The sequence below is a fragment of the Paraburkholderia sediminicola genome, assembly GCF_046026855.1.
Classification (GTDB): Bacteria; Pseudomonadota; Gammaproteobacteria; order Burkholderiales; family Burkholderiaceae; genus Paraburkholderia; species Paraburkholderia sediminicola_A.
This window is the reverse complement of sequence record NZ_JAQQET010000002.1, coordinates 225550-237824: the sequence shown is the minus strand read 5'-3', so window position 1 is coordinate 237824 and position 12275 is coordinate 225550. Positions and strand designations below refer to the sequence as shown.

10 protein-coding genes are annotated in these 12275 nt (G+C 59.8%); 8 read left to right on the top strand and 2 right to left on the bottom strand.

All coding sequences use genetic code 11. The features are described from left to right. The first annotated feature begins 2 nt into the window (after positions 1 to 2). The 7 genes from PQR40_RS03225 to PQR40_RS03195 all read left to right on the top strand — a co-directional run bounded on the left by PQR40_RS03225 (position 3) and on the right by PQR40_RS03195 (position 9653). Entirely contained in the window at positions 3 to 1547 is a 1545-nt protein-coding gene (locus PQR40_RS03225; RefSeq protein WP_408334460.1) for an efflux RND transporter periplasmic adaptor subunit, read from the top strand. Continuing rightward, positions 1544 to 4762, top strand: a complete 3219-nt coding sequence (locus PQR40_RS03220; RefSeq protein WP_408508402.1) for an efflux RND transporter permease subunit — start codon at positions 1544 to 1546, stop codon at positions 4760 to 4762. Before PQR40_RS03225 ends, PQR40_RS03220 begins: the two co-directional genes overlap by 4 nt. Then, entirely contained in the window at positions 4759 to 5112 is a 354-nt protein-coding gene (locus PQR40_RS03215; RefSeq protein WP_408508401.1) for a copper-binding protein, read from the top strand. The genes PQR40_RS03220 and PQR40_RS03215 overlap by 4 nt, the downstream gene beginning before the upstream one ends. Before the next feature lie 169 nt (positions 5113 to 5281). Further along, a complete protein-coding gene (locus tag PQR40_RS03210) occupies positions 5282 to 6583 on the top strand; it encodes a UDP-N-acetylglucosamine 1-carboxyvinyltransferase (protein ID WP_408224416.1) in 1302 nt (433 codons plus the stop codon). A 211-nt stretch (positions 6584 to 6794) separates the two neighbouring features. Then, positions 6795 to 7985 carry a multidrug effflux MFS transporter gene (locus tag PQR40_RS03205; RefSeq protein ID WP_408508457.1) on the top strand — a complete coding sequence of 397 codons (1191 nt, stop codon included), beginning with the start codon at positions 6795 to 6797 and terminating at the stop codon, positions 7983 to 7985. 187 nt (positions 7986 to 8172) lie between these two features. Further along, positions 8173 to 9246: a tetratricopeptide repeat protein gene (locus PQR40_RS03200; RefSeq protein ID WP_408508400.1), complete on the top strand. Its 1074-nt coding sequence runs from the start codon at positions 8173 to 8175 to the stop codon at positions 9244 to 9246. A gap of 14 nt (positions 9247 to 9260) precedes the next feature. Then, complete coding sequence (locus PQR40_RS03195) at positions 9261 to 9653, top strand: nuclear transport factor 2 family protein (protein WP_408388480.1); 393 nt, start codon at positions 9261 to 9263, stop codon at positions 9651 to 9653. Positions 9654 to 9791: 138 nt separating this feature from the next. Here the strand turns inward: PQR40_RS03195 and PQR40_RS03190 are convergent, their stop codons facing one another. Then, positions 9792 to 10025 (bottom strand): hypothetical protein, encoded by a 234-nt coding sequence (locus tag PQR40_RS03190; RefSeq protein ID WP_408224413.1) that lies wholly within the window; start codon positions 10023 to 10025, stop codon positions 9792 to 9794. A gap of 167 nt (positions 10026 to 10192) precedes the next feature. Between PQR40_RS03190 and PQR40_RS03185 the strand changes: the two genes are divergently transcribed. Then, positions 10193 to 10645 carry a GNAT family N-acetyltransferase gene (locus PQR40_RS03185; protein ID WP_408224410.1) on the top strand — a complete coding sequence of 151 codons (453 nt, stop codon included), beginning with the start codon at positions 10193 to 10195 and terminating at the stop codon, positions 10643 to 10645. Between the two features lie 397 nt (positions 10646 to 11042). Here PQR40_RS03185 and PQR40_RS03180 read toward each other — a convergent pair whose 3' ends face one another. Continuing rightward, positions 11043 to 12275, bottom strand: coding sequence for an NAD(P)/FAD-dependent oxidoreductase (locus PQR40_RS03180; protein WP_408334598.1), 1233 nt, complete (start codon positions 12273 to 12275; stop codon positions 11043 to 11045).

Genomic DNA, 12275 nt, shown 5'->3' with positions numbered 1-12275 from the left:
ACATGAACCAGAAACTGATCGTACGCGCGGCTGCAGCAGTGTTCGCTGCGGCCGTGCTGCTAGGCGCCGGCTACGTGATCGGCACCCGTCGCGCGGCAACGGATGCACCCATGGCGTCAGCCGCGGCCGCGACGCCATCCGCACCCGGAGATAAGGTCGACGCAAAGACGGGTCGCAAAGTGCTCTATTGGCACGATCCGATGGTGCCCAACCAGCACTTCGACAAGCCCGGCAAATCGCCCTTCATGAACATGGCGCTTCAGCCCGTTTTCGCTGACGAAGGCGGTTCAAACGGGATCAAGGTCGACGCCACGCTTCAACAGAATCTTGGCATCCGATACGCGACGGTGGTCCGGCGGGACACCGCCGAAGGTTTCGACGCGATCGGAACCACCCAGTTCGATGAGTCGATGGCAGATGTCGTCCAGTCGCGGGTGACCGGCTATATCGACCGCCTGTACGCCAGCGCGCCGATGCAACGTGTCGCGAAGGGAGCGCCGATTGCGTCGCTGTTCGTTCCCGACTGGCTGGCGCCCCAGGAAGAGTACCTTGCGCTCAAACGTGGGGGCATGGATGCCGGCCTGCTTGCTGCAGCCCGCGCGCGCATGCAGGCGTTGTCGATTCCGGACGGCCTCATTGCGAGCCTCGAGCGAACCGGCAAGGCGCAGACCCACGTTACGTTATTCGCCCAGGAAGCCGGCGTGCTGACGGAACTCAATGTTCGCGATGGCGCGATGGTGTCGCCGGGACAAACGCTCGCCAAGATCGCGGGTCTTTCGAAGCTGTGGCTGATCGTCGAGATACCTGAGTCGCTCGCATTGCAGGTGCAGCCCGGCATGATGGTCGACGCGACGTTCGCTGGCGACGCTTCACAACACTTTAGCGGCCACATCCGTGAAATTCTGCCGGGCATCAGTGCGGACAGCCGGACGCTGCAGGCGCGCCTCGAAATCGATAACGCCGGGCTGAAGCTGACGCCCGGCATGCTGATGCGTGCACGGGTCAGCGGAGCGAAGCCGGTCTCGCGGCTGCTTGTGCCGTCCGAAGCGGTGATCACCACCGGCAAGCGCTCGATCGTCATCGTCAGGAATGGCGATGGCCGGCTGCAGCCTGTTCAGGTCACCGTCGGTAACGATAGCGGTGACAACACCGAAGTGACAAGCGGGCTGACCGCGGGTCAGCAGGTTGTCGCATCGGGCCAGTTCCTGATCGACTCGGAAGCGAGCCTGACATCCGTGCTGCCGAAACTCGACGGAAGCGTGGCATCTGGGGTATCGGCATCTGTACCTTCTTCTGCTTCCGCCCCCGCTGTTGCGCAGACCTACGAAACGACCGGCAAGGTCGAACAAGTCACCGCCAGCGACATCACGTTCTCGCATCAGCCCGTGCCGGCGCTGGGCTGGGGTGCAATGACCATGACCTTCGGCAAGCCGTCTCCGAAGGCCTTTCCGGACGTCAAGGTGGGCGAGTCCGTGCATTTCGTCTTCAAGCCGTCCGATGACGGCTACCAGTTGACGCAGGTCGAACCGGTCGGAGGCGCGAAATGATTGCACGCGTCATTCGCTGGTCGATTTACAACCGCTTCCTTGTGCTGCTCGCGACGGTGCTCGTCACCGCGTGGGGCGTGTATTCGCTGACCCAGACGCCGCTCGACGCACTGCCGGATCTGTCCGACACGCAGGTCATCATCAAGGCATCGTATCCAGGCAAGGCGCCCCAGGTCGTCGAAGACCAGGTGACGTACCCGCTTACGACAACATTGCTCGGCGTGCCGGGCGCCACCACCATCCGCGCCTATTCGTCGTTCGGGGATGCGTTCGTCTATGTGCTATTCGATGACAAGACGGACCAGTATTGGGCCCGCTCGCGCGTGCTCGAATACCTGAACCAGGTGCAGAGCCGTTTGCCCCCGGGCGCGACTGTCTCACTCGGACCTGATGCAACCGGTGTTGGCTGGGTCTACGAATACGCACTGGTCGATCGCACGGGCAAGCACGACCTTGGGCAGCTCCGCGCCTTGAACGACTGGTTTCTGAAGTTCGAGCTGAAATCGGTGCCGGACGTTTCGGAGGTGGCCAGCATCGGCGGCATGGTGCAGCAATACCAGGTCGTTCTGGATCCGGACAAGCTGCGCGCCTACGGCATCACACAGGCTACCGTCGCGGATGCGATCGGCAAGGCGAACCAGGAATCGGGCGGTTCAGTGGTTGAACTGGCCGAGTCCGAATACATGGTCCGGTCATCGGGCTATCTGCACTCGCTCGATGATTTCCGCAACATCGTGTTGCGCACGAACGGCGCCGGGACCCCCGTATTGCTTGGCGACGTCGCCCGCATTCAGATTGGGCCTGAAATGCGCCGTGGCATTGCCGAACTGAATGGTGAAGGCGAAGTGGCTGGCGGGGTGATCGTGATGCGCTCGGGAAAGAACGCGCTGACGACCATCGAAGCGGTCAAGGCGAAGCTCGCCGATCTGAAGAAGTCTCTGCCGCCGGGCGTCGAGGTCGTTACCACCTATGACCGCTCGCAACTCATCGAACGCGCAGTCGACAACCTCAAGGACAAACTCATCGAGGAGTTCATCATTGTCGGATTAGTCTGCGCGGTTTTCCTGTTTCACCTGCGCAGTGCGTTCGTCGCGATCCTGTCACTGCCGCTCGGCGTGCTGGCCGCATTCATCGTGATGCGCTATCAGGGCGTCAATGCAAACCTGATGTCGTTGGGCGGTATTGCGATCGCGATAGGCGCGATGATCGATGCAGCCATTGTGATGATCGAGAACGCTCACAAGCATCTGGAGGCGTACGACCACAAGCACCCCGATACGCCGATTACGACCGCCCAGCGGTGGGAACTGATCGCGCAGTCTGCCGCCGAGGTTGGGCCGGCGCTGTTCTTTTCGCTGCTGATCATCACCCTGTCGTTCATTCCGGTGTTCTCGCTCGAAGGCCAGGAAGGCAAGCTGTTTGCGCCACTCGCGTTCACCAAGACCTACACGATTGCCGCTGCCGCCGGGTTGTCCGTCACGCTCGTGCCGGTCCTGATGGGCTATCTGATCCGCGGCCGGATCCCGCATGAGAATGCGAATCCAATCAACCGGGTGCTGATCCGGCTTTACCGTCCATTGCTCGAAGCGACGCTGCGCCGGCCGTGGGTGGCAATCGGGCTGGCAGTGCTAGCGCTCGCCATCACGGTGATTCCCGTGTCGCGGCTCGGGGGCGAATTCATGCCGCCGCTCGATGAAGGCGACCTGCTTTACATGCCGACTGCGTTACCCGGCATCTCCGCAGATAAAGCCGCCGAACTGCTGCAGCAAACGGACCGCCTCATCAAGACGGTTCCTGAAGTGAAGACCGTGTTCGGCAAATCGGGACGTGCCGATACCGCGACCGATCCCGCGCCGTTCGAAATGTTCGAAACCACCATCCAGTTCAAACCGCGCAGCGAATGGCGGCCGGGCATGACGCCGGAGAAGCTGGTGGATGAACTCGACGCGCGGGTAAAGATTCCGGGCCTGTCGAACGTTTGGGTGCCGCCGATTCGCAATCGCCTGGACATGTTGTCGACCGGCATCAAGACGCCCGTCGGGGTGAAAATCTCCGGCGCGGACCTCGGGCAGATCGACAGGATCGCCACGCAGGTCGAGTCCGTCCTGAAGAACGTGCCGGGTGTCACGTCAGCCTTGGCGGAACGCCTGAACGGCGGTCACTACATCGACGTCGACATCGACCGCCTCGCGGCTGCCCGCTATGGTCTGTCGGTGACCGACATCCAGTCCGTCGTGTCGACTGCCGTGGGTGGCGATAACGTTGGCGAGGTGATCGCGGGTCGCGAGCGCTTTCCAATCAACATCCGCTATCCACGGGAGATCCGGGACTCGGTCGACAACATACGCCAGTTGCCGGTCGTCACGGACCGCGGCGCGCAGATCACGCTGGGAGATGTGGCCACGGTCAGAATCTCCGATGGCCCGCCGATGATTCGCAGCGAGAACGCCCGGCTATCAGGCTACGTCTACGTTGACATTCGCGATACCGACTTGCAATCGGCTGTGAAGGCGATGCAGATCGCGGTTGCGCAACAGGTTGTCCTGCCACCCGGCTATTCCATCGCGTGGTCGGGTCAGTTCGAGTATCTGGAGCGCGCGGCTGCGAAGCTGCGAACGGTGATTCCTGTGACGCTCGTCGTCATTTTTGTATTGCTCTTCCTGACCTTCAACTCGGCGGCCGACGCGCTATTGCTGATGTCGACGGTGCCATTTGCCCTCGTGGGAGGGTTCTGGTTGATCTGGATGCTCGGACACGCAGTGTCCGTTGCCACGGCAGTGGGATTCATCGCGTTGTCCGGTGTGGCGGCCGAATTCGGTGTCGTGATGCTGCTGTATCTGAAGGGCGCACTTAACCGTCGGCTTGAGGAAGGGGAGCCCTTTACCGAGGAGACGCTTGTCGATGCTATCCGCGAAGGCGCGGTTCTGCGGGTGAGACCCAAGGCGATGACGGTCGCGGTTGTCCTGGCGGGCCTCATCCCGATCATGCTGGGCCATGGTTCCGGCTCCGAAGTCATGCAACGCATCGCCGCGCCGATGGTTGGCGGCATGGTGACCGCGCCGCTCCTGTCCATGCTCATCATTCCGGCCGCCTGGCTGTTGCTGCAGCGCCGCCGCGTTACGCGCATGAAAGCAGACACGCAAGAAACGCTTCAACCTCATGTAGTACCCCATGGCACGCTTGTGCCGCACACTCACTCTGGAGAAAACCGATGAAGAAGTTGATCACCCTGACGGCTATGGTCTGTACCGGTCTTACGTTCGCCGGCGCGGCGATAGCGGCGGACGATATGGCCGGCATGAAGATGAACAGCAGTGCAACGGATGCCGGGGCACAGAACAACGCCGCGCTCACCGACGCGGTCGTCAAGAAGGTGAACCCGTCGACCGGCATGGTGACGCTTCAGCACGGCGAGCTGAAGAACATCGGGATGTCGGCGATGACGATGGCCTACAAGGCCAAGGATGCGTCGATGGTCAAAGAGGCGAAGGAGGGTGAAAAGGTCAAGGTACGAGTCGAAAATGTGGATGGAACGCTGACCATTGTGAAGCTGCTGAAACAGTAAGGGTTCGCGGTTGCACAGCGATGCGCCGGCGCTTTTCTGCCGCTAACGCATTGCTGTGTCAGCGCTGTCCTGGATCGAGGAAAAGAGACGTAATCTCGAACTATCTTCCGTATGCTGTCCAATGGCATGATGTTAACCTCGCTCCCTAATTCATGCGCCTTCGCCCAACATGTCCAACCTGATCGTACATGGCGGCCTGCCGTTACGCGGCCAGATCGTGCCATCCGCCAACAAGAATGCTGTGCTGCCCGTGCTTTGTGCCACGCTGCTTACCGATCAGCCGCTACGTCTCATCGGCGTACCTGATATCACCGACGTCAAGAAGATCCTTGAGATCTTTCGCATGCTCGGCAGCCGCGTGTCGATGGATTTCACCACCGGTATCCTCGATCTGCATCACCACGCGACTGCATTCGATCCGGTCGCGCACAGGTTGCCCGAGGAGATGCGCTCTTCGATCATGCTGGTGCCACCGTTGCTGGCGCGTTTCGGCGTTGCACGTCTGGAAAACGATGTAAAGGGTTGTACGCTAGGCGTACGCGAGATAGATCCGCACGTTGAGGTCTTCGAGCGCTTCGGCGCGGGCATTGAGCGCACTGCCGACTCGCTCATCGTGCGCGCAGCCACTCAATTGGTCGCAAATCAGCATTGGCTGGACTATGCATCGGTCACCACCACCGAGAACTTCGTGCTATGCGCGGCGTCGGCCCATGGCACGTCGACGTTAGTTAATGCAGCATCGGAACCGCACGTGCAGGAGTTTTGCCGTTTTCTGGCAAAGCTGGGCGTCCCGATTGACGGCATTGGCACATCGCGCCTGAGCGTAGAGGGCGGCCACAAACTCAGTGGCGGCGAATTTCGTTTCAGCGAGGATTTCCACGAGATCGCAACTTTTCTCGCGCTTGGTGCAATCACCGGTGGCGACATCGCGGTCAAAAACACCGCGCCTGAGCAGTTCCCGCTTATCGACCGAACCTTCGCGAAGTTCGGCGTGGAGGTGGTGCACCGGGATGGCTGGTCGCACGCCGTTCGGGAAGGTCCGCTGCGAGTGCGGCGGCCTTTTACCCAGAATATTCTCACCAAGGTGGAAGCGGCGCCGTGGCCCTATCTACCTGTCGATCTGCTGCCCATTTTCATTGCGCTTGGCGTTAAGGCCGAAGGCAGTGCGATGTTCTGGAACAAGGTATATGACGGGGCAATGGGCTGGTCCGTTGAACTGTCCAAGTTCGGCGCGCATGTGTTCCTGTCGGACCCTCATCGTCTGATCACGTTCGGCGGGCTTCCGTTGAGCGCCGCGAAAGTCGAGAGTCCGTACATTATTCGCGTGGCAATCGCGCTGCTCATGGTCGCCGCGAGTATCGAGGGGCGTTCGGAAATCATGAATGCGCTGCCGATCCGCCGTGCACATCCAAATTTTGTGGAAAATTTGCGCTCAGTGGGCGCAAACGTGGAGTGGACCAGCAGCGAATGAGTGTCGACTACGAGCCGTTGACATGGCCAAAGCATGCCGCCTGATATCACCGATGATGACTAGGAGAATTCCAGCATGAATGCGAGATTTACCATCGTAGTAGGAAGTTGGCGCATGGTCCGATAGCGGCACCTGGCCGCCCCCATGCGCCCCCGACACGTTCGGGGGCTTTTTTTGTCCTAAGCAACGTTGCTTTCGATCGGAAATGCCGATGACTTCCACACCATCGCCTCCCAGGCTCTCCACCCTGATTCTGCTGTGCGCACTCTCCGTGCTGCCATTGAGCATATTCCTGCCTTCGCTGCCGAACATTGCTTTGGACTTTCACGCCGACTACGCGCTCGTGAGCTTATCGTTGGCAGGATACGCAACCGTCGCCGCCACGCTGGAATTGATCATGGGGCCGCTGTCGGATCGCTTCGGGCGGCGGCCGATTGTACTGACGAGCCTGGTCGTATTCGTGGTCGGGTCACTCGGCTGCGCGCTGGCGGCCAATATCTGGGCTTTTCTGGCTTTCCGCTTGCTTCAGGCTCCAATCACATCCTGTTATCCGGTGTCGATGGCCGCTATCAGGGATATGACCGGGAAGGAGCGGGCAGCGAGTCGGATCGGCTACGCTGCGATGGCAGCGGCGCTCGCCCCGATGCTCGGCCCGACGGTCGGCGGCATTCTCGATGAAACCAGCGGCTGGCGTACGATCTTCTGGGGCCTCGCCCTTGCCGGCATCGCACTGTTTGCCGTGTGCTGGTTTGGCCTCGGCGAGACTAACAAGTATCCATCGAACACCATCAGGCAGCAGCTTCGGGCCTATCCGGCGCTTTTCCGCGAGCGTCGTTTCTGGGCCTATGCGTTGTGCATGGCGTTCTCAACGGGTACGTTCTATGCCTTTTTGGCCGGTGCGCCATTGGCCGCGAAAGAGGCGTTCGAGGTGCCTCCGGCAACGCTCGGCTTGTACATGGGCTCCATCACTGCCGGTTTCATGCTTGGCAGCTTCCTGTCCGGTCGTTACGCCGGACGCTATCGGCTCGCCACGACCATGACGGCAGGACGCATTGTTGCTTGCGCCGGTCCCGTGATCGGATTGGTGCTGTTCCTCGCCGGAGCCAAACATGCGATAGCGCTGTTCGGCCCTTGCATGCTGGTCGGCGTTGGCAATGGCCTATCAAATCCTTGCGCCCATGCCGGCGCAGTCTCGGTGCGGCCGGATCTGGCGGGAAGTGCTTCTGGTTTGGCCGGCGCGATGACCATTGCTGGCGGTTCTGCTCTTTCTTCAATGACGGGAGCCGTGCTGACAGAGAACAACGCGGCTTACGCACCGCTTTGCCTGATGCTGCTTTCCTCTCTGGTTGCGCTGTTGGCTGCATCTTATGTGCGCGTGCTGGACAGGCATGAGGGGCATTGATGAGCGAACAGGGACACGTAGCCTCTGTGAGTCGCCCACTCCCTGACGGGGCATTGCTTAATGAGCGTCTTACGATCATATCGGCCGCGTCATGGGCACAGCAGAATGTTCGCGCTTTAGAAGGCGACCTCGCCGGACGAATCGGCGACAATAAGTGGATTAACGCAGATTCCAGATCGTGATTTCAATGGCGCAAAGAGACATGTGGAATTCTTGCCGCACGATTGCGGGACTGGTGATTGCGGTTGCTATGGCGGGCGGCTGTGCCCAACTTCACACGAACAACGCGGGTAATTCGTCAATGCGTCAGCAGGTAAAGCAGGACGATGCCAACAGCCAGGTTATGCGTGGGCTCCTTTACGTGATCGGCCCATCCAGGGACTTCGCTCAGGCGTTTGTGTGGTTCCGTAAAGCGGCTGACCAGGGTAATGCGCTTGGCGAATACCAGGTCGGACAGAGCTACGAGGCTGGTCGGGGTGTGAAAAAAAACGAGACCGAAGCAGTGGTCTGGTACCGGAAAGCTGCAGAGCAAAATCTTCCCGCAGCCCGGTCACGTCTTAGGACAATGTTTGTTAGCCGCCAGATCATGCCTGTCAGCGATGCCCAAGGCGGACAATGGTGGCAGGGGCTCGTGGGGCAGGCAGCTGATGAGTCACAATCGTTCTATCACGCTTACGCTGCTGCGGCCCAAGGCGATGCGGATGCGGAAATGGATCTCGGCGTCGCTTACCTGATCGGCGTTGGGACACCCAAAGACCGGACTCAGGCGGCCTGGCTATTTCGGCAAGCTGCCGAGCAAGGACAGACCGAAGCTCAGTGTTTTTTCGCTGCTATCTCAGCTTCCGACGATGGCTGGGCCATACCGGCCGAAATGAAGCATGCCGCCGACCTTTGTCAGAACGCAGCTAACCACGGGTATGCCGATGCGCAATTAGTACTCTCAACCTTTTACCTGATGGGGCGTGGAGTACCGAAGGATACTGTGCAGGCGGCCGATCAGGGATACCCGGCGGCTATGATTCTTCTTGGCCTGCAGGCTTCTATCGCTCATATGACTGGGCGCAAAGATCCGCTTGGTGATCCGGCGCTCGCACAAAAGTTTACCGATCTGGGCGTCGAACACTCTCCGGACTTAACGCGAGATCTGCTGCCGAATTTGTGGGCCAGTCGTGCTCAGCTGGAAAGGGCGCGACAAATGCAAAAGCAATGGGGGCGCATTTTCGCTCCGGGGTTGAAAGCAATGGGAGTAGACGGTCGGTGACTTCATCCAACATCATGACTACTCCTCCTGGGATCGCGTCTCATGTGGTTCAGGAGTTCTGGCGTCTCATGGCCACAAACAACTTTCACGCCGTCGCGGCGGTTCTGGCGCAGGACTTTGTTCTTGAGTGGCCCCAATCGAAAGAGCGGATTCGGGGCGCGGCCAATTTTGCTCAACTCAACACAGAATACCCGGCGCAAGGTCCGTGGGTTTTCACGATCAATCGTATCGTCGGGAGTGGAAAAGAGGCTGTGTCGGATGTGTCTGTCACCGATGGCGTCCAGCATGCCAGAGCAATCTCGTTCTTTACGGTCGAACACGGCAAAATCACCCGCATGGTCGAATTCTGGCCAGATCCCTACGAGGCGCCATTTGATCGCGCGCAGTTTGTCGAGCGAATTGAGTGAGCGACGTGCCTCCCTCCGCGCACGACGGCTATTTGAACTGGACACACGTCCTGTACTGAAGATCCAGAAACCTTTGCAACGTCCTTTGCGTGACAGCACGCGAACTGCGTCGGTGACCGTTATCTCGCTGCGTGTTGCCTACCCGCGCTGTGACGTTTGGGCGACAGGAAACAGGGGGGAGCGGCGATTCAAGGAGCAATTGGCCGCCAGACAGAAAGCCCCTATCAGTAAGGCAACCAGGATCGCAATCACGAGTTGATATGTCAGGATGGTGGTTAGCGCATGGGTATGGGCAAGCCATGCCAACCAGCCTAGCGGACCGAGTGCTGCACCGAATGCAGCGACACCGAGCAAGCCGAAAATGACTCTCATGGCAACGTCCTCGTTAGGATTTCAAGCGGATACTCCACGGCAGATTATCTGACAGAACCCGCCAGGTTGTCGTCTTAGGCAGCATGCGGCCAACTTGAGTCCTTCGACATGGAAGCGCTACTATATTCACGACCGCGCCTTCAGCCGAATACTTGCGAAGCATTACAATGCATCCCGATCCTCGCCCCGCCATTCTTGCCGACCGTCAAGCTATCGAGGAAATCGTTCGAGACGCCTACTCGCCTTATATCTGCCGTATCGGGCGGCCGCCGGGGCCGATGCTGGATGACTATGAAGTCTTGATCGGCGAGGGAAGGGTCTATGTTGTCGAGTTGGAAGGCACCATACAAGGCATTCTTGTACTCGTCCCGGAGCAGGATGCGATGCTGCTGGCCAACGTGGCCGTCGCACCTTCTGCCAAGGGAACAGGACTAGGCCGCAGCCTGCTGGAATACGCTGAGTACTCAGCCAGAGCGGCGGGCTACCGCGTCATCAGGCTCTACACCCACGAGACCATGACGGAAAATATCGCGCTTTACTCTCGCATCGGCTATACCGAGACGCACCGGGCCGAGGAAAAAGGTCTAAAGCGGGTATTCATGGTCAAGCACCTGGCCTGATCATTGACGACGTCTACCGGTATTCGGAAAGACAAAGACCCCTTGTGGGTAGACCTGAGACGTGCCGCATTGCAGTATGCCTGTCGATCTACTTTAGGAATAACCTCCAATGGCGACGATGCAACCGCAGGTGGCTGATTCACCACCGGCCGAATTCGTGCTGGCAGGGCGATCCTGACTCTTCGTGAGCGTGGCAGCGCTATGTCTTGCGGCTGCTATTTATTTCTTTGTGACTCGCGATCATCCTTTTGTCGGCTTGCACTGGCAGATGTGGCGAGCGCTCGGGATTAGTCTTGAAGAGCGGCAAGACCTCTAATTAGGACTCGAATGCTGCCGCTTGCGTCCGCTGAAAATGAGTTGCGTGCCACCGGGCGTTGTGTGCTTTGACCGGGCAGCGCTAAAACCGGTCGACCCTGAACGGCCGGGGATCCACAAGCGTCTCCTCGCCGGTCATCATCTCGGCGATCAACCGGCCCGTCACGGGACCTAACGTCAGCCCGTGGTGCGCGTGACCAAACGCGAACCACAAATCCTTGTGATTTTCTGCCGGTCCGATGATCGGCATCATGTCGGGCGTGCAGGGGCGCCGACCCATCCACGGTTCGGCGTCCAGACGCTCGGCCAACGGGAACAGCCTGCGTGCAACCGGTTCGACGGCGGCGAGCTGGTTGGGTGTTTTCGGCGCGTCGTGCCGCGCGATTTCGGCGCCTGTCGTCAGCCGGATACCTTTTGCCATCGGCGCCAGCAAGAATCCGCTTTCGACATCGAGCACCGGATGATTCAGACGCGCTCCTGGCTGTGAGCCATAGTGCATGTGATAACCGCGCTTGGAAGCCAGCGGCAGGCGATAGCCCAGCCGTGAACTCACCTGATCCGACCACGGCCCCAGCGCGATTACAGCTGACGAAGCCGAGGTCGTGCCCGCGTTCGTATCGACCTGCCAATGATCGCGCAACGTATTCGCGTCGCCGATGAAAAAACGTCCGCCGAGCTGTTCGAAGTATTTTGCGTAAGCCGTCACCAGTGCATTCGGATCGCTCACGGAATCGGATGCTGTGTAGCGCAGGCCGCCGATCAAGCTGCGCTCGAGATCGGGCTCCATCTGTTGCAGACGCGCCGCGTCGAGCGACTCGAACTCGACGCCGTATTCCTGATGCCACTGCCCGGCAATCCGCGTTTCCCTGTCGCGGACCGCTTCGGTGCGGAACACTTTCAGCCAGCCGATTGGACGCAATAACGCGCTCGCGCCGGCATCGGCGGCTAGCGCGCGATGTTCGCTCACACAATGTTCGATCAGCGTCGAATAGGACCTCGCGATCGCCGCATGCTTCGCCGGATGAGAATTGCGCCAGTATTGCCACAGAAACGGCATGGCCTCGAGCATCGCGTTGGCGTGGTATCGAACGTCAGGCGACTGGTTACGTGCGTATCGAAGCAAGGTGCCGAGGTCGCGCGGAAATGCATACGGGTACACGCCTTCACGCTGGATCAGCCCCGCGTTGCCAAACGACGTCTCGTTGCCGGGCAGTTTGCGATCGACCAACGCAACCTGGTGCCCGCGTTTCTGAAGATGGACGGCGACGCATACCCCGACAATGCCCGCGCCGAGTACGACGGTATCGAATTTCAT

Bases quoted from the DNA above. Each gene is read 5' to 3' on its own strand.
- PQR40_RS03215 (WP_408508401.1), top strand. From the start codon at position 4,759: ATGAAGAAGTTGATCACCCTGACGGCTATGGTCTGTACCGGTCTTACG.
- PQR40_RS03190 (WP_408224413.1), bottom strand. From the start codon at position 10,025: ATGAGAGTCATTTTCGGCTTGCTCGGTGTCGCTGCATTCGGTGCAGCA.
- PQR40_RS03210 (WP_408224416.1), top strand. From the start codon at position 5,282: ATGTCCAACCTGATCGTACATGGCGGCCTGCCGTTACGCGGCCAGATC.
- PQR40_RS03220 (WP_408508402.1), top strand. From the start codon at position 1,544: ATGATTGCACGCGTCATTCGCTGGTCGATTTACAACCGCTTCCTTGTG.
- PQR40_RS03200 (WP_408508400.1), top strand. From the start codon at position 8,173: ATGGCGCAAAGAGACATGTGGAATTCTTGCCGCACGATTGCGGGACTG.
- PQR40_RS03185 (WP_408224410.1), top strand. From the start codon at position 10,193: ATGCATCCCGATCCTCGCCCCGCCATTCTTGCCGACCGTCAAGCTATC.
- PQR40_RS03205 (WP_408508457.1), top strand. From the start codon at position 6,795: ATGACTTCCACACCATCGCCTCCCAGGCTCTCCACCCTGATTCTGCTG.
- PQR40_RS03180 (WP_408334598.1), bottom strand. From the start codon at position 12,275: ATGAAATTCGATACCGTCGTACTCGGCGCGGGCATTGTCGGGGTATGC.
- PQR40_RS03225 (WP_408334460.1), top strand. From the start codon at position 3: ATGAACCAGAAACTGATCGTACGCGCGGCTGCAGCAGTGTTCGCTGCG.
- PQR40_RS03195 (WP_408388480.1), top strand. From the start codon at position 9,261: ATGACTACTCCTCCTGGGATCGCGTCTCATGTGGTTCAGGAGTTCTGG.